This window comes from Actinobaculum massiliense, assembly GCF_001457435.1.
Taxonomy (GTDB): Bacteria; Actinomycetota; Actinomycetes; order Actinomycetales; family Actinomycetaceae; genus Actinobaculum; species Actinobaculum massiliense.
Window position 1 is genome coordinate 257,865 of the sequence record NZ_LN881716.1, and the last position, 22,355, is coordinate 280,219.

Genomic DNA, 22,355 nt, shown 5'->3' on the forward strand with positions numbered 1-22,355 from the left:
AAAAGAGATTTTCATCGCCTTCCCGCTCAGCCGTCTAGCTCAGCCGTCTAACCCAGCCACCTAACTCAACTGGCGTCCCCCGATGCATCCTCCCAAGAATGATGCAAGGGGCGCGCAAAGACGACGTCGTCGTTCATCACGCCGCCCACCTTGAACGCGCGCGTTGCGACTCGCCGGAATCCGAACTTCCGATAAGCCTTCATGGCGCGGCGATTGGCCTTGTTGGTGCCCAGCCACACGAAGGGCGCCGGGAAATCGCGGGTAGCGTCGGAGAGGCGGCGAAGGGTTTCGCAACCGAGCAGATACGCCGCGCCGGACGAGCGCCAGGCCCGCTCCACGTAGAACTTTGAGAGCTCAACTAGCGGGCCGTCGAGAACCTTCTCCAAGGCCCCCACCGGAGCGCCTTCCTCCGCGCCGGCGACCCCGCCACCGGCGGGAATGAGGCTGAGCGTATAACCAACGGGGCGGCCGTCCGCCTCAATCGTGACTACCAGCCAGGGCCCGTCCGGCGCCAGGTACTCCTCAAACCGCTCGGTAGAGAGGTTCTCCGCCACGAAACTTTCGTACTCCGCGGCCGCCATCTCCGGCGGGCAGGCGTCAGGGAAGGTGCGCGCCGCGAGGGCGGCCAGGCGCGAAGCATCCTCCGGCCCGGGAACTCGCGCTTCCAACCGGATCGGGTGCTCACCGTCTTTAGCGGTGTACCAGCCCAGCTGCGCCAGAAACGCGCGGTCCTTCTTGTCGAGCTTTTGCGCCGCGAGCGCGGCGATCATATCCGGACGCCGAGCGCAGGTCTTTTCGAGTGCCTCATTGCGCCGCACGCGGGCAACTTTCCCGTGATCTCCGGAGAGCAAAACCTCCGGCACCTGCAGACCGCGCCAGGAAACCGGGCGGGTATAAGAGTTGTATTCGAGCAACCCAGCTTCTCCGTGCGATTCTTCAACCAGAGATTCCGGATTCCCCACCACCCCGGGAACCAGCCGCGCCACGGCTTCGATGAGGGCGACCGCGGCCACCTCTCCCCCATTGAGCACGTAGTCACCCAGCGAATATTCGAAAACCTCGAGACCTGCCTGGCGGTAATGCTCAGCCACTCGGGTGTCGATGCCCTCGTACCGCCCGCAGGCGATAATCACGTGGTCCGCCCCGGCCAGTTCACCACACCGCTTCTGGGTGAGGGGAATTCCCGCCGGGGTGGGTATTGCGAGCACAGGTTTCTTTCCCGACGCCGCCGCGGGCCGGGCCTCATCTAGCAAAGAATCAATGGCCTTGCCCCAAATATCCGGCTTCATGACCATCCCGGCGCCACCCCCGATTGGGGTGTCGTCCACCGTGCGATGAACATCGCTGGTCCAGTTGCGCAAATCGTGGGCGCGGGCGGAAATCAGCCCCGCCTCCCGGGCTTTGCCGACCAGCGAGATATCCAGGACACTAAAGAAATCAGGGAAAACTGTGAGCACATCAATGCGCATGCTTAGTCCTCGCCTTCCACCACGATGATGTCCTCCTCAGAGAAGAGGCCCGGAGGGGCATCCACCACCACGCAGTGGTCATCTAGATCTACGTCGGTCACGATCTGGCTCACGAAGGGGACGCGCGTCAGGCGGCCATCCGGCTCGCGCACAACCAGCAAATCTTGCGCAACTCCGTGCTCAATTCCGCTGACGGTGCCCAGCTCGTAGCCTTCCGGATCGAGCACTTCCAGGCCCACGAGTTCGTGAGGATACCAGGCGTCCGCTTCCGGTTCGTCCTCGTCGGACTCAATGACCAGCCGCACCCCCTTCAGCTCCTCGGCCGCGTTGCGGTTGCCCACCTCTTCGAAAAGGGCGTACGTGGAGCCTTTATAGGTGCGGGTGCGGGCGACCGTGAGCGGACCGAACTCCGAAGGTTCGGTTTCCAATGTATTGCCGACGGCGAGGCGCTTTTCCGGATCATCGGTGCGGATTTCCAAGCGCACCTCACCCTTGAGACCCTTGGCGGCGCCCACTATCGCAACGGTTAGCTGCATTTTCGCTCCCTATGGTTGAATGGGTAGTGCTAAGCCCATTAGCAAACAACACGAAAGCCGGCCCGTCCCTCACGGGGCCGGGCCGGCTTTCGGAATTCGAATCGAAACAAGAGCCGCGCCAAGCGCCTCTCGCTTCAAACGAGGAATTTAGGCGAGATCCGTTTCGATAACATCGACCCGGACTCCGCCGTGACCCGCCAGCGCGTTCATCACGGTGCGCAGGGCCTTGGCGGTACGCCCGCCGCGCCCGATTACGCGACCCAGATCATCCGGGTTCACGCGAACCTCAAGGAGTTCACCGCGACGGTTTTCCTTCGAGCTCACCTCGACGTCCTCCGGCGAATCAACAATCCCCTTAACCAGGTGTTCGAGCGCGTCAACTAGCATTAGTTCTCCTCGTTAGCCGCTTCGGCCGGCTCGGCTTCGGTGGTCTCTTCAGCCGCCGCCTCGGCAGCGGCAGCTTCTTCAGCGGCCTTCTTCTCGGCCTCTTCTTTAGCCTTGGCCTCAGCCACCGCGGCGCGGCGCTTCTCGGCCTGGTTCTGAACGTCCTCAACCGCCGACTTGCGAGCCTCTTCGCGGTCAACCGTCTCCGGCACGCGCAGGCGGCCTTCCTGACCGTTCTTGTAACCCTTGAACTTGTGCCAATCGCCGGTGATCTTCAGCTGCGCGAGCACCGCCTCGGACGGCTGAGCGCCAACGCCGAGCCAGTACTGAGCGCGCTCGGAATCAATGCGAATGGTGGACGGATCCGTGTTCGGGTCGTAGTAGCCGATCTCTTCAATCACGCGGCCATCACGCTTCTTGCGCGAATCGACGACGACGATACGGTACTGGGCCGCACGGATCTTGCCCATGCGCTTCAAACGAATTTTGACTGCCACTTGAGTGGTCATGCCTTTCTTACTTGGGTGGAAAAATCGGCGCGCTGGGGGTACATGCGCGCCCCTGAAATTCCCGTGAACAAAGAAGAATCTCGGTTGAGAGGGACCCAGACCTTCCAAGTACAACCAAGTATTCTGCCAGAAAGTAAGAATAAATAACACCCTCGCTTCGGTGGAGCTAGTCACCGCCGCGGCGGTTTACCACGGCGCCGGCTACCACCGCGCCACCGCCGCACCGCCGGGCATCCAAGCCTCCGCCGCGGCACGGCTTTCGCTCCCCCGGCCCAAATTCTTCGGCTCCCCGCACACCTTGACATTGTGCACAGGGGCGCGAAAACAGGAGGCTAATCGGTGAGAATAAAGGCGTGAAAACAATAAGTACGGGAAGCTTAGTCAAATATGCGTGGCTTTCGGTAGCAGCCGCAATCCTCACCATCGCCCTCAAGGCGGGAGCCTATTTCCTCACCGGCTCGGTTGGTTTGCTGTCCGACGCCGCCGAATCGCTGGTAAATCTCGTAGCAGCGATTATTGCTCTGGCAGCACTTATTGTGGCCGGCAAACCCGCCGATCGGCACTACCCGTACGGCCGCTCGAAGGCCGAATACTTTTCTTCCGCCGTCGAAGGCTCCATGATTTTTGTGGCAGCCGCCGTCATTATTGTCTCCGCCGTCGAGCGACTCCTTCACCCCCAACCACTTGAGCAACTGGGAATTGGTCTTACCGTGGTCGGTGTGGCAACGGTTGTTAATTTCCTGGCGGGCCTGACGCTTCTGCGCGCCGGCAAAGCCAACCGCTCCCCCACCTTGATCGCGGACGGGAAGCATCTACTCACCGATGTGGCGACCTCGCTCGGGGTAATCGCCGGAGTGGCCTTGGTCGCCGTCACCGGCTGGGAACGGCTGGACCCCATCGTGGCGATTCTGGTGGCGATCAATATTATTGTCACCGGCGTTCGCCTGGTTAAAGATTCCTTAGCCGGGCTGATGGACGCCACGCTTCCCGATGACCACAACGCCGCGGTGGTGGAGATTTTGCGCCAACACACCCGCAAAGATGTGCGCTTCCACGGCCTGCAAACGCGCGTATCCGGGCGCGAGTCTTTTGCCAACTTCGATATGTTGGTTCCCGGTTCGTGGACGGTACGCGAGGGGCACGAGGCCGCCGAGGACCTTATCGAAGAGCTCTCCGCGGCGGTGCCGGGCTTGCGGGTGCTGGTGCACGTGGAGCCGCTGGAAGATCCGCGCTCCTACGAGGATATTCCGGAAGGTTTTGTGCCCCTGGGCGGTTTCGCCGATTCTGTTCCCGACGTCGTTATCGACGCCCTGGCTCGCAAACGCGAGGAACCCGCGCCCGGCGAGTAAACGGCATCGGGCAATGAAACGGCGCCCGGCAAAGAAGCCGAGCGCCACGCGAAATAGCAACTAGCGCAAGAAACGCTTGAGCTCTTCCATATCTATCTCCGGCTCGCTCCCCGCGGCCGGGCCGCCGAGCGGGCCTCCTGCCGGACCCGCCTCTGATACCCATCTACCTGAGGTGGGGCTGTCTCTTATACACATCTAGATGGGTATAAGAGACAGGCCGAGCGCCCCGCCTTGCGCGCCCCCAAAGGCGCTACCTTGCTGGGGCTTTTGCTGAGCGGCGGCCGCGGCCTCCGCCTCCTGGCGTGCCCGCTTGGCGGGATTGCCCGAACGTCCCTTCTTATTGCCTGACTTCTTCTTCTGCGCCCGCTTCTGCTTACGCGAACCGCCGGCACCAGGCATCCCCGGCATTCCGGGCATCCCCGGCATTCCCCCGCCGCGCGACATCTGCTGCATGACCTTGCGCGCCTGCTCGAAGCGCTCAATCAGCGAGTTAATCTCCTGCACCGTGGTGCCCGAGCCATTGGCGATACGCTGACGGCGCGAGCCGTTGAGGATCTTCGGATTGCGACGCTCCTGCGGGGTCATCGACTGAATAATCGCCTCAATGCGGCCCATGGAAGATTCGTCCCAATCCTCCAGTTGCTTGCGGAACTGCCCCATTCCCGGGAGCATTCCCAAAAGCTTCTTCATCGAGCCCATGCGCTTGATCTGGTTCATCTGCACCAGGAAGTCGTTGAGGTCGAAATCGCCCTCACTCATCTTGGAGGCGAGCTCGGCCTGCTGCTCTTCGTTCCAGGTACGTTCGGCCTGCTCAATGAGGGTGAGCACGTCACCCATATCAAGAATTCGCGAAGCCATGCGGTCGGCGTGGAACTTCTCGAAGTCGGTGAGCTTCTCGCCGGTGGAGGCGAACAGAATTGGCTTGCCGGTTACCCCGCGTACCGAAAGCGCGGCACCGCCTCGCGTGTCGCCGTCAAGTTTTGTGACGACGACGCCGCTGAAGCCGACTCCCTCTTGGAACGCATTCGCGGTTGCCACCGCGTCCTGGCCCACCATCGCGTCAATGACGAACAGACTTTCATCGGGCCGCACCGCATCGCGAATATCAGCGGCCTGGCGCATGAGTACTTCGTCGATACCCAGGCGACCGGCGGTATCAACCACCACCGCGGCGAAGCCCTCGCGTGCGGCGTAGTCCACGCCCGAGCGGGCCACCGCCACCGGATCACCAATGCCGTTACCGGGCTCGGGCGCCCACACTTCCACGCCGGCACGCTCGCCCACTACCTGAAGCTGCTGGACGGCATTGGGGCGCTGCAGATCGGAGGCAACAAGAAGGGTTTTACGGCCGTTGCTCTGGAGCCATTTACCGAGCTTTCCAGCCAGGGTGGTTTTACCAGCACCCTGCAGACCGGCCAGCATAATGACCGTGGGGCGTCCCTGGGCGAAATTGAGTTCACGATCCTCGCCGCCCAGCATGTGCACCAGCTCGTCATAAACAATCTTGACGATTTGCTGGGACGGGTTAAGCGCCTGAGAACGAACCGCACCGGTGGCCTTTTCCCGCACATTCGCGGTGAATTCACGCACGACGGGCAAGGCGACGTCGGCATCAAGAAGCGCGCGCCGGATCTCGGTGGTTGTCTGCTCGACGTCGGCCTCGGTGAGAAGGCCCTTGCTTCGCAAGTTCTTAAACGCACCGGTAATACGATCGGAAAGATTGTTGAACAAAGTTAGCCTCAGATATCTCGGTCATTCTCAGTGCCCGCTATGCCGGCACGTATCTCACCCATTCTACGTGGCATTTGCCCCACGCGCCGCGCCCGGTGGGCAACTCCTCAGCGGGCGAAGCGGGGCCGGTAAATCCTCAGCGGCAAAGAATGGCCGCCGCGTCCTCAGTGGGCGAAGCGCGGCGGAACGATCACGCTCACCGCGCGCTCGACCAGCTCAATGTCATAAGGAGCGCGGTACATGGCTTCACCGTCGCCAAAAGAAATCAGACCCGCAGCACCTTCAACACGCACACTCTTGCCGCGGAAAATACCTACTTCGGGCAGCTTGGAGAAGCTGCCCGTGAAAAGCTTATAGATCCGCGTACCGAGGTAACTGCGCGAGACCCCGCCGACCACTGTGATATCGAGGAGGCCGTCAGTCGGATCCGCTCCGGCGCATATTGGGAAACCGCCGCCGTAATAGGCAGTGTTCCCCACCGCGCAGAGGGTGGTTTGGCCTTCGTGCACCACTTCGCCGTCGACGCTAATTCGGGCGAACACCGGCCCAAATGTGGGAAGCTCGAGCAGAAGCGAGAGTACGTAGCGCCCGGTGCCGCGCGGCCAACTAAATGTATTCGTGCGCGCCACAATCCGAGAGTCAAAGCCAATGCACCCCACGCTCGCGAACCACTGCCCGGGCGTAGCTTCGCCGGCTCGCGTAGCTTCGCTGGTTGGTGCGACCGGCCCGGCTTCGCCGCCAAGCCCGGGCCCGCCGCCAATCACGGCGTCGCCCGCGGGCGTCGCTCTCCCAAGGTCGAGGCGCGCCACGTTACCAGCAAGCAATTCGTCCACCGCTCGACCAATGCGCGAGTCCACGCCCAGGTGGCGTGCAAAGTCATTCCCACTGCCGGCAGGGATAATCCCCACCGGCATATCGGTGAGCGCAACTTCCTGGAGCACCGCGTGCAGGAAGCCGTCGCCACCGAAGACCACAATCGCGTCAACGTCGCCGGCCTCAACGTGGCGCCGGGCTATAAAGCGGGTGGCCTCAATTGTTTTGGTAGAGCTTTGCACCACGGTGATCCCGCGGCTTTTGAATGCGCGAATGGCGCGGCGGAGCCGAATCCCCGCTTTCCCGGTATTGGCAGCGATTTTATAGAGAAACGCGATGCGCTCAATCCGCGTGGTTGATAGCTGTGCGTTCACCTGGAGCCGGCCTAATTTCCGAGAATCGAGTCAACGAACCCTTCGGCGTCGAAGGGCGCCAGATCGTCCGGACCCTCGCCCAGACCCACCAGCTTCACCGGCACCCCGAGCTCACGCTGCACAGACATCACAATTCCGCCCTTGGCGGTGCCGTCCAGCTTGGTCAGCACAATTCCGGTAATTCCCGTTACTTCGCCAAATACCCGTGCCTGCTGCATTCCGTTTTGGCCGGTGGTGGCGTCAAGCACGAGGAGCACCTCATTGACCGGCGCGGTCCGCTCCATCACACGCTTGATCTTGCCGAGCTCGTCCATCAGGCCAGCCTTATTCTGCAAACGCCCAGCGGTATCGACGAGTACTACGTCCACGCCTTCTTCATCCGCGCGGTGGACGGCATCGAAAGCCACCGAAGCGGGATCAGCGCCCTCTTTATCGGAGCGAACGGTCTCAACGCCCACGCGCTCGCCCCAGGTTTCGAGCTGATCGGCCGCCGCGGCGCGGAACGTATCGGCCGCGCCCAAAATTACCGTCTTGCCGTCAGCGCGCAAAAGCCGCGCAAGTTTTCCGACCGTCGTCGTCTTGCCGGTTCCGTTCACCCCGACCATGAGCACCGACGCCGGATGAACGACGCCATCGGCATCTTCGGCGCGGGTGAGGTTCAGCGAGCGGTCCATGGTGGGGTCGACCAACTTGAGCAGTTCCTCGCGCAGTAGTTCGCGCACGCGCTCGGGATCCTTCGTGTTCTCCACCTTGACGCGCTGGCGGAGGCTATCCATCACCTCGGTGGCAGAATCGAGTCCCATATCCGCCATCAGAAGGGTGTCTTCAAGCTCTTCCCAGTCTCCCGCAGAAAGATCGCCGCGGGAGATAATCGCCAGAATTGCCTTGCCGAAACCGCCCGAGGTTGCCAGGCGTTCGCGGAGGCGTTGCATACGCGAAGGAACAGATTCCGGTTGTTCAATCGCGACGGCGGTTTCCACCCGGCCCGCGGGCTGCTCACCAGCTTCGGTAATTTCCTCGCGCTGCTCGGCGCGCCTCTCAAGTTCTTCGCGCCGCGCATTCTTCTTGATGACGCCGATAAGGACCGGCACCAAAAGCAGAGCGAGAACAACAGCTACAACAATTGCGATAATTACGGGAGTATCCACCCCGTCAGTTTCTCAAACCGCGAGGCGCTTTTCCAGCTGCAAAGCTATTTTCTTATTGAGGTCTTACTCCAGCGAGCAGGGCTAAGCCGCCTTGCTGGCGGTGCTAAGTCGGCGTGTTGTTGGGCCGCCACGACCGAATTGCATGCCCGCGGCAACGCGATTACTAGGCGAAGCGAGCCTCGGTGCCGCTAGGCAGTTCGCCGATCCGGGAATTCGATTTTCCCGTCCGCGGGTTTCCACGACGCCGCCTCGGCCACCTCAAGCCACGCCAGCGCATTTTCTTCCTCGCTTTGAGCGCGAGCCGCGCGCTGTGCATCCTCGATAGAGGTCACCGGCGTAACCGCGGGTTCTTCGCTGGCTACTGGCTGGGCCACTTGCTCGGGTGCTTGCTCAGGCGCCTTCTCGGCTACCAGCTCCGGCGCGTTTGCGGAAACCTCCGCTTCCTCCTGCGAAGCGAGCGCGGGCCAGACCGGACGCGGTTTCGCCGGCTCCGCCTTCGTGCGCGTAGCTTCCGCCTTCGCCGGCGCGGCTCCCTGCTTCGCGCGTACGGCATCCGCTTTCGCGGCCACCGGCATCGGCATCGGCATCGGCATGGAAGCAGATCGCACCTCGCCGTCGACTACCGGCCGCGGCTTCTTCTTGCGCTTCGGCATATTCTCGCGAGCCTCGCGTACCTTCGATCCCATATCACGCACCCGGCTGGAAATTTGGCGTTCCAGCGGGCGGAAACGATCGAGCTGATCCTCCACCGCCTCAGGAGAAACATAGGCCTCGGATTCACGGGGGAATTCTTCGAAAATCGCGGTCACGTGCTCGTCGCGCGCCTCGATATGGAAATCGCTGAGGTTCAGTTCATCGGCACGCCAGGCCTCCACGGATTCAGTCACCCAATGTCGGGCATCCCGACCGCGCGCATTAATGGTCAAACCAATAGCCACCGCGGCAACGGCGGCGATCACGAGGAACGCAATAATCACAACGAGCACCTGGCCATTATCTCAATCACTGCGGTAAAAGCCGCCTTTTGCCTGGCGTGTCACCATTGCAGTTTGATAAAGCTGAGTCACGAAAGAGTAACTAGGTTCGCTTCGCCGTCGTGCCCGAGCGCTCTTCCGCCGTCGTGCGAGGCAACACTTCCGCCATCCGCTGCGAGACCACCGTCGAGACCCCGTCCTCGCGCATGGAAATGCCGTAAAGCGTATCGGCCACCTCCATGGTGCGCTTCTGGTGGGTGATGATCAGGAGCTGGGAGTTCTTCTGCAACATCCGGAAAATCTCCAACAGGCGGGAAAGATTCACGTCGTCGAGCGCCGCCTCTACCTCGTCCATCACGTAGAACGGGGAAGGCCGCGCCATAAAGGTCGCCACCAAGAACGCGATTGCGGTGAGCGAGCGCTCCCCACCCGAAAGCAAGGAAAGCCGCTTGACCCGCTTGCCCGGCGGGCGCGCCTCGATCTCCACCCCCGTCGTCAGCACATCCGCGGGATCGGTGAGCACCAACCGCCCCTCGCCGCCCGGGAAAAGCGTTGCGAACACCTCGGTGAATTTTTCCGCCACGTCTTCCAGTGCGGAGGTCATGATCATTTCCACCCGCGCGTCGATATCCTGCACAATATCGAGCAAATCCGCGCGGGTTTTCTTCAAATCCGCCAACTGGTCCGAAAGGTACTTTTGCCGTTCCTCCAGCGCCGCGTGCTCCTCCAGCGCGAGGGGATTGATCTTCCCCAACCGCGCCAGCTGCCGTTGTGCCTTGGCCAGGCGCTGTTCCTGTTCCTCGCGCACGTAGGCCACCTCGCCGTCCGCGGTGGGAACGAGGTTATGCGGGCCGAATTCCTCAATCAGCGTCTCGGCCTCAACGCCCAACTCATCAGCGGCTTTTTGGGCGAGCTGCTGGTAGCGCAGGCGCTGTTCGGCGGCCACCAACTCGCGCCTATGCGACGTATCGTCCAGCTCGCGCCCACGCGCGCTAAACTCATCGATTTGCCTTCGTAGCCGCGCTAGGTGCGAATCGGCCTCGCTTCGTGCCGCCTCGGCCCCCGCGCGCTCTTCTTCCACCCGGCGATGCAACTCCCCGGTTACCCCCAGCGCCCGGCGGGCCAGCGTCTCCACATTTTGGGCAATCGCCTCTGCTTCCCGGCGCCGCTCCGCCGCCCGGGCCTCGCGCTCAATGCGCTCCTCGGCGGCCTGGGCGTTGCGCTCCAGCGCATCCGCCTTTCCCACAATCGCGCGGAACCGCTCTTCCTTGGTCCGTAGCGCCAAGCGCGTCTCGGTTTCCTGGTGACGCGCCCGCTTCGCCGCCGCGGCCGCATCCGCCTTCGCCGCCGCCAGCTCCTCGAGCTTCGCCGCGAGGTCCTGTGGATCTGTCTCCTGGGCGTTTTCCCGCGCCTGCAACTCCGCCAACTTTTCTTGCCGACCGCGAATATCTTCCTCAATCGTCGCCAAGCGCTCCGCCGCGCGCGATTCTTCCGCCCGGGTAGCCGCCAGTGTTTGCCGCAAAGCCCCAAGTTGCGCGGTTTGCGCGGCGAGCTGGGAATCTCTCGCGTTCAGCTCGGCGCCGGTTTTTTCATTCTCGGCGCGAGCCGACTCCAGCTCCACCTGCGCTTCTTGCAGTTCGACCGCCGCGTCGTCGGCCGCCTCCTCCGCGGCCTCCAACGCCTCGCGCGCTTCTTCGTAGCGCGCCTGCCGCGCCAGCACCGACGCCGCGCTCACTTCCCCGCCGCGCGCGTGCCAGGCGGAGAGATCCGCCCCGCCCGCAGTCACCACTCGCGGCGCACCCGCTTCCAGGAGCGCCCGCGCGGTCACGAGGTCGGCCGCGAGCGCCGTGCCCGCCAAAAACTGCCCGAGCGAATCGGCCGCCAGACCTTCCAGGCGAATCGCTTCGCGCGCCCGCACCGCCGCCTCAGGTTTCACAGCGGCAAAGGCGGCGTCCAGCGCCGCATCGCGGGCGGCGGCGGTTTCGCGCTGCCAACCGCTCGCCGTGGAGCCTGCCTCATTCGCGGAGCCTGGCGCGTCCGCCGTGGGAGCCGCGATAGTAATGTCCACCAACCCGGCGTTACTTTCACTCGCCTCGCGTAGCAAATCCACCGCGTCCGCCAGCGTTTCGACGACGACGCCAGTCGCCGCCCCGCCAAGCGCGGCCTCCGCTGCGCCTTCCCAGCCGGCCTCGACCGTCACCGCATCGCGCGCCAAACCGGCCGCGCGCTCCAGCGCCCAGGCCGTGGCATCCTCGGGCGCCAGCGAGAGCTCAAGGGTTTCCACGGTTGCCTTGAGGCTGGCGACTTTCTCGCGGCTGGCGGTCAGCGCGGCGCGCGCCGCTCCCTCCGCCGTGCGCACCTCGGATAAATATCGCGCGGATTCTTCGTGCGCGGCGGCCAGTGAATCATCTCCGGATGAACTCACCGCAAGATCATCCTCGACGCCACTGACGTCGAGCGCGGCATCTTTCGCCCGCGTAGCCGCTGATTCTTTTTCTTTAATGACGCGCGTGCGCTCATCTTCAAGGGCTTCCAGGCGCGAGCGCACCGCGTTAATCTTTCCTGCCAAACGCGCGGAATCTTCGCGCCTATCGGCCACAATACGGTTAATGGTGGCGTATTCCTTATCCGCGCTCCGCTCGGTTTCTTCGGCTTCTTCGCGGGCCTGGATTGCCTCCGTCAGAGCGTCGCGCGCCTGGCTCGCCTGGGCCTCGAGCTTTTCTTCTTCCGCTCGGGCAGCTTTGGCTCGCCGGCGAGTTTCCGCCGGGTCCTCTCCGCGCTGGCCGGTGTGGCCCGCCGCGCGCAAGGAACGCTGGCGCTCCTCGGCAAGTTGGATGAGGGAGCGGAAGCGTTCTTGTAGCGAGCCGGCTTGCTGCCATTGATCGGTCAGAAGGCGGGCGCGTGGGGAAAGCGCCGCCGCGTTCTCTTCCGCGGCCGCGAGTTCATCGCGTACGCGCGCGGTCTGCGCGCGGTTTTCGGCCCGCATTTCTTCTAGTTTCGCCCCGTCGGCCAGGCCGGATTCCATTCTCGCCGACTGTTGGGCAAGGTCGTCAGCTAAAAGCCGGCACTTGGCATCGCGCTCGGTGGCCTGAATGATTTGCGAGCGGCGCGCGGCGTCGGCCTGTTTGGCGAGCGGCCCGAGCTGGCGGCGCAGTTCGGCGGCAAGATCCTCCACTCGGGTAAAGGAGGCCTTCATATTCTCGAGTTTCCGGAGTGCTTTTTCTTTACGACGCCGATGCTTGAGTACCCCGGCCGCCTCTTCAATAATTCCGCGCCGATCTTCCGGGGTGGCGGTCAGCACCTGATCCAGGCGCCCCTGGCCAATAATCACGTGCATTTCCCGGCCCATGCCGGTATCTGAAAGAAGCTCCTGGATATCGAGCAGGCGCGCGCTAGTGCCGTTAATTTCGTACTCGGAACCGCCGTTACGGAAGAGGCGCCGAGTAATAGTGACTTCCGTGTAGTCAATGGGAAGTGCGCCGTCGGAATTATCAATGGTCAAGGAAACTTCCGCCCGCCCGAGCGCGGGCCGCTTGGCGGTGCCGGCGAAAATAACATCCGCCATATTTCCACCGCGCAGGTTTTTCGCGCCCTGCTCGCCCATTACCCAGGCCAGGGCGTCCACCACGTTCGACTTTCCGGAACCGTTCGGCCCCACGATCGCGTTGACGCCCGGCTCAAAGCGCATGGACGTGGAGGTAGCGAAGGATTTAAACCCCCGCATAACAAGCGACTTCAGATGCACGGGTCAAGGATAAACCAGGCGCGGGATCTAGCCAAAAACGCCCGCGCGCCTAGGCCGCGGCGTAGCGCCAGGCGCCGCGCAGCGCCTGAACCGCGGCTAGGACCACTACTCCGCCCCGTCGGGAGCCGGCTTTCCCATCAGCCGACGCGCATTACCCACCAGCTGGATCGAGCCCGTCACCACGACCACCGGCGTAATCATCGCTTCCTCGTTAGCCTCTTCGGCCAGCGCGCCCGCCGCGTCAATCGCGTTGAGCAAATCGCGCTCCACGTGCACCCGATCTTCGCCGAATACATCGCGCGCGATTTCGGCTAGTTCCTCGGCATCCATGGCCCGGTCGGTGGGCATATCGGTAACCACCACGGCGTCGAACACCGGCTCGAAGAAACCGAGCGTGCCTTCCACGTCCTTGTCCGCCATCATTGCCATAACGCCCACCCGCGTTCCCGGGTAGTACTCCTGGAGTGCCCGCGCGGTCGCCTGTGCGCCGGCCGGGTTGTGTGCCGCGTCCACCACCACGGTGGGGCTGGTTCGCACCACTTCGAGGCGCCCCGGGGAGGACACCGCCATCAGCGCGTGTTCGACGACGTCGCCGCTCAGCGCCGTCCCATCAAAGAACGCCTCGGCGGCCGCAAGCGCCAGCGCGGCGTTTTCCGCCTGAAAGTCTCCACGTAGAGCGAGGGGAATATCTTGGTATTCCGCCGCCGCGGTGCGCACCGAAATCATCTGGCCACCCACCGCGGTTTCGCGGCTAAGAACCTGGAGATCCCGGCCGTAGGCCTCGATGCGGGCACCAACTTCGCGTGCTTTGGCGGCAATGATTTCTCCCACCGAGGGCTCCTGGGCGGCGGTAACCACCACCGCTCCAGGCTTAATAATCCCCACCTTTTCGCTGGCGATTTCTTCCACGGTTGCCCCTAGCCACCGCTCGTGATCGAGGGCGATGGGGGTAAGTACGGCAACGCCCGCGTCAATAACGTTGGTGGCGTCCCAGGTTCCGCCCATACCCACTTCGATAACGGCCACATCGACAGGAGCGAAAGCAAAGGCCTGGTAGGCCATCACCACGAAAACCTCAAAGAAGCTCATGCGCGGACCACCGGTTTCGGCGCTTTTCGCGTCTGTAAACTCCACGAAAGGCTGGACGTCTTCCCACGCCTGGATGAAATCTTCGCGAGAAATCGCCCGTCCGTCGATGGCGATCCGCTCTCGCACATTTTCCACATGGGGCGAGGTAAAGCGCCCGGTGCGCAGGCCTTTCTCGCGCAAAAGTGCTTCAATCATGCGCGCGGTGGAGGTTTTGCCGTTGGTTCCGGTGAGGTGAACCACGCGGAAGGATTCCTGCGGGTTACCCATCATGTCCAGGCACATGCGCACCCGCTCCAGGCTGGGCTGGACTTTATGCTCGGGGGCGCGAGTCAAAATATCGCGGTAAATTGCGTCCACCGCCGCATCAAGCTCGGCATCCTGGGCGGTTTTTTCTAGCGAATCGGGCTCTGGCTCAGCGGCTACATCTTCTAGCACCGAGGGATCCGGCCCGGCAATCAGCGAAGAAGAAAGCACCTCCCTAAGCGCGGCGTCTAGCGCCTCATCTTCTTCACGCTCCGCTTGGGTGTAGCTCGCCTCGGCCTGAGCGGCGTCGTCGGCGGCATTGAATTCGATTATCCGCCGAATTTCCGCGGATTCATCGCCGTCGTGCGGGTCGGGAGAACCCCCGTCGACACCAAACGCGGAACCATCATGCTTTGCCATCGTCACCCTCTCTCCAAAGAACTACCGCACAACACTACCGCGGACCCGCCGGAAATGAATATTGCAGAACAGGTAGATCGCTCATGGGGGGTATAGAGCGGCGGGGCGTACTCCACTTCGAATGTGGAGCGCGCCCCGCCGTTTGCCCAGAGAACTTGCTAACTAGGCCTCGATCCGCTTGGTCACAGCAACGATCTCGCTACCTCCAACCTCAACCGTAGCGCGGACGGCGAGGGTCTCGTGCTTAATGAACTCCAGATGCGTATTTACCGCATCCGCACCTTCTTCCGGAACGGTCAGGGTCAGCTCGATGCGGTCGGAGACTTCCAACCCAGCGGCCTTGCGAGCATCTTGCACCGCACGCACCACGTCGCGAGCGTAACCCTCGGAGATCAGCTCCGCGTCCAGTTCCGTATCCAGGGCAACGAAGGAACCCGAATCGAGCACGGTGGCCACCGTACCTTCCTCCGCCTCCACGCCAATGGTTACCTTGAACTGGTTTTCCGCGAGCTGCACGTCACCATCCGCCAGGTGCATGGTGGCAGAACCGTCGGGATTGATGCTCCAGTCTCCCTCGCGCGCCGCCTTGAACAGCTTGCTGGTCAGCTTGCGGGTATCCCCGTCAAGCTCGCGCGGAAGCACCGCCAAATCGCGGGTTACCTGCATACCCGAATGCTCGGCGTCCTTAAGCTCCACGTTCTTCACGTTCACCTCGGAGGCAATGAGTTCCAGGAAGGGCTCAAGCGCCTTGTCGGTAACCACGGTCATGGTACGAAGCGGCTGACGCACGCGGATCTGATGGGTCTTACGCAGGGAGTGCGCGGCGGAAACTACCTCGCGCACCTCATCCATTGCCGTGCGTAGCTCCTCGTTTTCCCAGCTAGCGGGCAGTTCGGGCCAATCCTGCAGGTGCACCGAGCGTCCACCCGTCAGCCCCTTCCAGATCTCCTCGGAGATAAGCGGGGCCAGCGGAGCGAGCACGCGCATCAGCGTTTCCAACGCGGTGTAGAGCGTATCGAAAGCCCCCGCGTCTTCGTTCCAGAAGCGGTCGCGGCTGGTGCGCACATACCAGTTGGTCAGCAGATCGATGAACTTTTCCACCCGCGCGCAGGCATCGCTAATCGCGTAGGCTTCCAGGTCCGCGCGCACGCCGTCGGCAAGCCCTTTGAGGGACGCCAACAGGTAGCGATCCATCACGTCAAGCTTCGCCACGTCTTCCACCGCTTTGGCCTGGTAGCCCGCCCCGCCCTGGCACGCATTGGCGTACAGGGAGAAGAAGTACCACGAGTTCCACAGCGGCAAAAGCACCGTGCGGACGGTATCGCGCAGGCCCTTTTCGGTCACGATTAGGTTTCCTCCGCGCACGATCGGCGAGCTCATAAGGAACCACCGCATCGCGTCCGCGCCCACGGCGTCGAACATTTCGTAAACGTCCGGATAGTTGCGCAGCGACTTGGACATCTTCTGCCCATCGTCGCCCAACACGATTCCGTGCGAAACGCAACTCGTGAAGGCCGGGCGGTCAAACAGCGCGCTCGCCATCACGTGCATGGTGTAGAACCAACCGCGGGTCTGCCCGATGTATTCGGTGATGAAATCCCCCGGGTAGTGGTCCTCGAACCACTGCTTGTTTTCGAAGGGATAGTGCACTTGCGCGAAGGGCATTGAGCCGGATTCGAACCAGCAGTCGAGCACGTCCGCGATGCGGCGCATGGTCGATTTGCCGGTGGGATCATCCGGGTTGGGGCGGGTGATCTCATCGACGTAGGGCCGGTGCAGATCCACCTCGCCCTTTTCGTTGCGCGGCAGGCGCCCGAAGTCCTCCTCCATCTGCGCGAAGGAACCGTACACATCAATACGCGGGTAGTTCGGGTCATCCGAGCGCCACACCGGAATGGGGCTACCCCAGTAGCGGTTGCGGGAAATCGACCAGTCGCGAGCGCCGGCAAGCCAGTTGCCGAAGATACCGTCCTTAATGTACGACGGCGTCCATTCCACCTGCTGATTGAGCTCCACCATGCGGTCGCGGAAGGCGGAGACCTTCACGAACCACGAAGACACCGCTTTATAAATGAGCGGCTTGCGGCAACGCCAGCAGTGCGGATAGGAGTGCACGTACTTTTTCACCTGGATCAAAACCGCGCGCTCGGATTCGGGCCGGCGCGAAAGCGGGCCGGCTTCGGTGTGCGCCAGGTCGTGAATGATGGTCTTGTTAGTATCGAAAACCTGCTGGCCCTCGTAATCGTAGACCTCGGAGGTAAAGCGACCGCCCTGATCCACCGGCACCACGGGGAGGATTCCCTCCTCGTTGCACACGTTCATATCGTCCTCGCCGAAAGCGGGAGCGGTATGCACCAGGCCAGTACCATCCTCGGTGGTCACAAAATCCGCGCCAATCACGTGGTAGGCCTTGGGGCCGGGAGCCTCGTCATCCGCGCGATCCATGAAGTAATCGAAGATGGGTGCGTAGGCACGGCCCACCAGATCGCTACCCTTGAGGCGTTCGACCACCTCCGGCTCTTCGCCCAGCTCAGCCGCATAAGCGGCCAGTCGGGACTGCGCGATCACAAACTTTTCGCCGGCCCACTCGCCCTCGGTGGGGCGAACCACCAGGTAGTCAATCTGTGGCCCCACCGCGATGGCCAGGTTAGACGGGAGCGTCCACGGCGTCGTCGTCCACACGAGCGCCAGCTCGCCGGTCTCCAGGCGCAGGCCGAGGGTGACCGTCAGGTCCTCGCGGTCCTGGTAGACGTCATCATCCATACGTAGCTCGTGGTTGGACAGCGGCGTCTCATCGTGCCAGCAATAGGGCAGAACGCGGTAGCCGTCGTAGGCCAGGCCCTTGTCATAAAGGGTCTTGAAGGCCCACATCACCGATTCCATATAGGGCGTATCGAGGGTCTTGTAGTCGTGCTCGAAATCTACCCAGCGTGCCTGGCGGGTGACGTACTCCTCCCACTCTTTGGTGTAGCGCAAAACCGAGCTACGGCAGGCCTCGTTGAACTTATCGACGCCCATCTCGTTGATTTCGTCGGTAGTTTCAATCCCCAGCAGGCGCATGGCTTCCAGCTCCGCCGGCAGGCCGTGCGTATCCCAGCCGAAGCGGCGCTCCACGCGCCGACCTTCCATGGTCTTAAAACGCGCCACGAGGTCCTTGATGTAACCCGTGAGCAGGTGGCCGTAATGCGGCAGACCATTGGCGAACGGCGGACCATCATAGAAAACGAATTCGTTAGATCCGTGGTCACCCGAGGGACGCTGGTCAATGGACGCTTGGAAAGTATCATCCTGCTTCCAGAACGCCAGCGTTTCTTGTTCCATCTCGGGGAAATTCGGCGAAGCGGTCACGCCGCCTTCGCGGTGAAGCGGGTACTTCACGTAGCTCTCCTCCACTTACCTTGCAAAACCGTGAGGACGAGCCCGGTTCTCCCGGTACCCGCGGTACCACCTCGTTTGCGAGAACGACGCCGACGACGACGCTCCCGCCACTCCTTGGGGACGATAACGAGTCCAATCGTTCCGGTTCTAATAAAGCTACGCTCGTCACTCTGCGGGACGTCGCTCGTTCTTCCGGAAAGCTCGCCGGTGATACCCGCTCGCTTCAGCTTCGCCCTAGCGCGCCCGCATTTTGCGCGGAAGACACGCCTGGCAAAGCAAGAACCGTAACGGCCGGGTCTTCGCCAATGCCCCTCATTCTAACCCGCGTGACCAACTTGGCCGGCGCGAGTTTCTTTGAGATCGACCACCTCAACGCACCCGCGCACTGGTTATTCCCGGCGCTGTGGTAAAAAGTGAGATGCGAGAGATGCTTGGTTCACTGACCAGGCAACACCGAGATGGCCGCGGGCCAGATTAACCGCGCGTCGCGCGGATAACAGCGAGCAGCACAGACGCCTGTGAGCCACATAGAAAAGAGGGAAGCCATGATCGGTTTTATCGGGGTAGGAAACCTGGGCGGGGCGCTCGCCCGCGGACTTATCGCGGCGGGCACACCGGCGAGCGACGTCGTCGTCTCCGCGGCGCACGTTGAGGTAGCGAAAAAATTTGCCGAGGAAACCGGCGCGCGAGCCGCGGCAACGAACCCCGAGCTGGTGGACGCGGCCGGCCACGACGGAATCGTCATTGTGGCGGTGGAGCCGGGGACTCTGGCCGAAGTCCTCGACGAGATTCGGGACGTCGCGGCAGAAAACCACACCGTTATCGTCTCCGTCGCCGCCGGGCGTTCGCTGGAGATGATTGCCGAGCATCTTTCCCCCAAGCAGCCAATTATTCGTGTGCTGCCGAATGTTGCCGCCGCGGTGGGTGAGTCGATGACGGGCATGGCGCGCGGCGAGGCGGTCAAGGATTGGCAGTTCCAGGCCGCACGCGAAATCTTTGAAGCAATTGGCCGAGTGGAAGAAATCCGCGAGTCGCAGTTCGCGGCTTATACCGCGCTGGCCGGATGCTCGCCGGCCTACGGCTTCGTATTCATGGACGCGCTTTCGCGCGCCGGGGTGAAGAACGGAATCCCCAAGGCGCAGGCCAGCCGCATTGTGGCGCAGGCGCTTTTTGGCGCGGCCAAAATGGCGCTGGAGTCCGAGAAGCCTCTGGCGGATCTAGCCGACTCGGTCCAGTCCCCCGGCGGCTCGACGGTGGCCGGCGTGGTGGAGATGGAGCTTCGCGGGCTGGGCGGCGCCGTCGTCGCGGGTGCGCAGGCTTCAATTGACAAGGATAAGAGCCTCTAAGCGTCGCACGCGCCACAGCAACCGCGAAAGTACGCTAACGCGTGAAAGAATGGCGCCATGACTCAATTCACGAAACCGTCCGCACTCCTCGATCACACGGAGGTACCGGACCGCGCAAATCTCGAAGGGTTGGAAAACAAGTGGGGCTCGGCGTGGGAAGAAAACCACGTTTACGCCTTTGACCGCGAGGCCGAACGGGCCGAGGTCTACTCGGTAGACACTCCCCCGCCCACCGTTTCCGGTAGCTTGCACATCGGACACGTTTTTTCCTACACGCACACGGACACCATGGCGCGCTACCAGCGTATGCGTGGCAAGGCCGTGTTCTACCCGATGGGCTGGGACGATAACGGCCTGCCCACCGAGCGCCGAGTACAGAATTATTACGGCGTTCGTTGCGACCCGTCGCTCCCCTACGACCCCAATTTCGTTCCCCCGCACGAGGGCGGCGAAGGTAAATCAATCAAGTACGCCGATCAGATCCCGATCTCGCGGCGCAACTTTATTGAGCTGTGCTGGAAGCTGACCGCGGAAGACGAAAAACAGTTCGAGGCGCTGTGGCGCTACCTGGGCCTTTCCGTGGATTGGCAGCAGACTTATCAGACCATCGGCGCCAAGGCGCAGAAGATTGCGCAGACCGCGTTCTTGCGCAACGTTGAGCGCGGCGAGGCCTACCAAGCCGCCGCCCCGGGCCTGTGGGACGTCACGTTCCAGACCGCGGTTGCGCAGGCCGAATTGGAGGCGCGCGAGTACGACGGCGCCTACCACACCCTCATTTTCCACGGCGACGGCGAAGATGTGGCCATTGAAACCACCCGCCCCGAACTTCTTCCCGCCTGTGTTGCTCTTATCGCCCATCCGGACGACGAGCGCTACCAGCACCTGTTCGGCACCACCGTCAAGACGCCGCTCTTTGGCATGGAAGTTCCGGTGCTCGCTCATCGCGACGCAGAAATTGACAAGGGCGCTGGCATCGCCATGTGCTGTACGTTCGGCGACCTCACCGACGTCACCTGGTGGCGCGAACTGGATCTGCCGATGCGCGCGATTCTGGGCAAGGACGGCCGCATTGTCCGCGATACCCCGGATTGGATCACCGATCCGAAGGGCCGCGAGATTTACGAGGAAATGGCTGGCAAGACCACTTTCTCCGCCCGCAAGGTCGTGGTAGAAAATGCGGTAGCCAGCGGCGAGATGGTTGGCGATCCCAAGCCGACCAAGCGTATGACCAACTTCTTCGAGAAGGGCGATAAGCCGCTGGAGATCGTCACCTCGCGCCAGTGGTACATCCGCAATGGCGGGCGCGCCTACGAGGAGGCCAACGGCAAAGACCTGCGCGAGAATATGCTCGCGGCGGGCGACGAACTGAAGTTCCACCCCGATTTTATGTCGGTTCGCTACAAGAATTGGGTGGAAGGACTAAACACCGACTGGCTGGTTTCGCGCCAGCGCTTCTTCGGCGTGCCGATTCCGGTGTGGTACAAGGTCTCCGCCAACGGCGAGACGCTTTTCGACGAGGTCCTTACCCCGTCTGAGGACGCCTTGCCCATCGATCCGACGTCGGACGTGCCCGCCGGCTACACCGAGGATCAGCGCGGGAAGCCCAACGGCTTCGTGGCAGAAATCGACATTATGGACACCTGGGCTACTTCCTCGCTTACCGCGCAGATCGCCGCGGGCTGGCTCACCGACCCGGAGCTTTTCGGCAAGGTCTACCCAATGGACGTGCGCCCGCAGGGCCAGGACATTATTCGCACCTGGCTGTTTTCTTCCATGGTTCGCTCGCACCTTGAGTTCGGCGCGAATCCCTGGGAGCACGCCGCGATTTCCGGCTGGATCCTGGATCCGGACCACAAGAAGATGTCCAAGTCGAAGGGCAACGTGGTTACCCCAATGGGGTTGCTGGAAAAGTACGGCGCGGATGCGGTGCGTTACTGGGCGGCCTCGGCTCGCCTGGGTACCGACGCGGCCTACGAGGAAAAGCAGATGAAGGTCGGGCGGCGTCTCGCCCTGAAGATCCTCAATGCCTCCAAGTTCGCCTTCGGCGTTTTCGGACGCCCGGATGAGAACGGCGTCGGACCGGCAATCGATCTGGATCTGGGAAAGGTTTCCGAGCAAATCGATCGGGCGCTCCTCGCCAAGCTGGCGGCGGTCATCGATGCAGCCACCGAGGCTTTCGAGAATTACGATCACGCCCGGGCCCTTGAGATAACCGAGGCTGCCTTCTGGGAGTTCTGCGATGACTACCTGGAGCTGGTCAAGGATCGCGCCTACGGGGAAGGCCCAAGCGCGAACTCCGCGAAGGTGACCCTCGGGGTTGGAGTGGACACGTTTGTGCGCCTCTTGGCTCCGTTCATTCCCTACGCCACCGAAGAGGTGTGGAGCTGGTATCGCACGGGCTCGGTGCACCGCACTGCCTGGCCGACTTCCGAGGCGATTCGCGCTGCGGCCGGCGAGGCTGAGGCGGCGTTGCTAGACACAGCGGCAGCGGCTCTGGCCGCTCTGCGCGGGTTGAAGTCCACCGCGAAGGTTTCGCAGCGCACAACCTTCGAGCACGCGGTTATCGTATACGACGCCGACGTTCCGGGAACGTATACGGAGCTGGAAGCTGTGCGTGATGACCTCACGCGCGCCGCCCACGTTCGCGGTGATCTGGTCTTCCAGCCGGGCAAGCCCGAGGGCGGCCCAGTGGCGGCGGATGCGGAGCTGAGCAAGCTCGACCCGCCCCAGCCGAAGCAAAAGGGCTAATAACGGGCTAATAAGGGGCTAAAAGTAGCTACCTTCAGTCGGCCGTCGCCGGGCAAACCAAGCCTTGCGACGGCCGACTGCTGTACCCGCCTCCCGCTT

Annotated in this window: 15 protein-coding genes; 4 read left to right on the forward strand and 11 right to left on the reverse strand. The window is 62.6% G+C overall.

Features of this window, described 5'->3' with window-relative positions; all coding sequences use genetic code 11:
- Positions 1-65: 65 nt before the first annotated feature.
- The 4 genes from trmD to rpsP all read right to left on the reverse strand — a co-directional run bounded on the left by trmD (position 66) and on the right by rpsP (position 2,898).
- On the reverse strand, positions 66-1,469 hold the full coding sequence (gene trmD, locus BN2664_RS01440) for a tRNA (guanosine(37)-N1)-methyltransferase TrmD (protein ID WP_007000444.1): 1,404 nt from the start codon (positions 1,467-1,469) through the stop codon (positions 66-68).
- 2 nt (positions 1,470-1,471) lie between these two features.
- Positions 1,472-2,005: a ribosome maturation factor RimM gene (rimM, locus tag BN2664_RS01445; RefSeq protein WP_007000445.1), complete on the reverse strand. Its 534-nt coding sequence runs from the start codon at positions 2,003-2,005 to the stop codon at positions 1,472-1,474.
- Positions 2,006-2,152: 147 nt separating this feature from the next.
- A complete protein-coding gene (locus BN2664_RS01450) occupies positions 2,153-2,392 on the reverse strand; it encodes an RNA-binding protein (protein WP_007000446.1) in 240 nt (79 codons plus the stop codon).
- Complete coding sequence (rpsP, locus tag BN2664_RS01455) at positions 2,392-2,898, reverse strand: 30S ribosomal protein S16 (RefSeq protein ID WP_007000447.1); 507 nt, start codon at positions 2,896-2,898, stop codon at positions 2,392-2,394. Before rpsP ends, BN2664_RS01450 begins: the two co-directional genes overlap by 1 nt.
- A gap of 353 nt (positions 2,899-3,251) precedes the next feature.
- On the opposite strand from rpsP, the gene BN2664_RS01460 reads away from it, so the two are divergent.
- Positions 3,252-4,247: a cation diffusion facilitator family transporter gene (locus BN2664_RS01460; protein WP_007000448.1), complete on the forward strand. Its 996-nt coding sequence runs from the start codon at positions 3,252-3,254 to the stop codon at positions 4,245-4,247.
- Positions 4,248-4,442: 195 nt separating this feature from the next.
- Here the strand turns inward: BN2664_RS01460 and ffh are convergent, their stop codons facing one another.
- From ffh to ileS, 7 genes are all read right to left on the reverse strand, one after another.
- Positions 4,443-5,978, reverse strand: coding sequence for a signal recognition particle protein (gene ffh, locus BN2664_RS01465; protein ID WP_058120590.1), 1,536 nt, complete (start codon positions 5,976-5,978; stop codon positions 4,443-4,445).
- Positions 5,979-6,142: 164 nt separating this feature from the next.
- A complete protein-coding gene (locus BN2664_RS01470) occupies positions 6,143-7,165 on the reverse strand; it encodes a diacylglycerol/lipid kinase family protein (protein WP_007000450.1) in 1,023 nt (340 codons plus the stop codon).
- 11 nt (positions 7,166-7,176) lie between these two features.
- Positions 7,177-8,313, reverse strand: a complete 1,137-nt coding sequence (gene ftsY, locus BN2664_RS01475) for a signal recognition particle-docking protein FtsY (protein WP_007000451.1) — start codon at positions 8,311-8,313, stop codon at positions 7,177-7,179.
- A 188-nt stretch (positions 8,314-8,501) separates the two neighbouring features.
- Positions 8,502-9,299, reverse strand: coding sequence for a hypothetical protein (locus BN2664_RS01480; protein ID WP_040316927.1), 798 nt, complete (start codon positions 9,297-9,299; stop codon positions 8,502-8,504).
- A 91-nt stretch (positions 9,300-9,390) separates the two neighbouring features.
- Positions 9,391-13,032 (reverse strand): chromosome segregation protein SMC, encoded by a 3,642-nt coding sequence (gene smc / locus BN2664_RS01485; RefSeq protein ID WP_238318223.1) that lies wholly within the window; start codon positions 13,030-13,032, stop codon positions 9,391-9,393.
- Between the two features lie 105 nt (positions 13,033-13,137).
- Positions 13,138-14,784 carry a bifunctional folylpolyglutamate synthase/dihydrofolate synthase gene (locus tag BN2664_RS01490; protein WP_007000454.1) on the reverse strand — a complete coding sequence of 549 codons (1,647 nt, stop codon included), beginning with the start codon at positions 14,782-14,784 and terminating at the stop codon, positions 13,138-13,140.
- Between the two features lie 162 nt (positions 14,785-14,946).
- The gene (gene ileS, locus BN2664_RS01495) at positions 14,947-18,162 is read right to left on the reverse strand and encodes an isoleucine--tRNA ligase (RefSeq protein WP_007000455.1); all 3,216 of its coding nucleotides are present in this window, start codon (positions 18,160-18,162) and stop codon (positions 14,947-14,949) included.
- A gap of 20 nt (positions 18,163-18,182) precedes the next feature.
- Between ileS and BN2664_RS01500 the strand changes: the two genes are divergently transcribed.
- The 3 genes from BN2664_RS01500 (at position 18,183) to valS (ending at position 22,256) form a co-directional block, all read left to right on the forward strand.
- Positions 18,183-18,572, forward strand: coding sequence for a hypothetical protein (locus BN2664_RS01500; protein WP_058120591.1), 390 nt, complete (start codon positions 18,183-18,185; stop codon positions 18,570-18,572).
- A 135-nt stretch (positions 18,573-18,707) separates the two neighbouring features.
- On the forward strand, positions 18,708-19,508 hold the full coding sequence (gene proC / locus BN2664_RS01505; protein ID WP_007000456.1) for a pyrroline-5-carboxylate reductase: 801 nt from the start codon (positions 18,708-18,710) through the stop codon (positions 19,506-19,508).
- Between the two features lie 57 nt (positions 19,509-19,565).
- On the forward strand, positions 19,566-22,256 hold the full coding sequence (valS, locus tag BN2664_RS01510) for a valine--tRNA ligase (protein WP_007000457.1): 2,691 nt from the start codon (positions 19,566-19,568) through the stop codon (positions 22,254-22,256).
- The last annotated feature ends 99 nt before the right edge of the window (positions 22,257-22,355 follow it).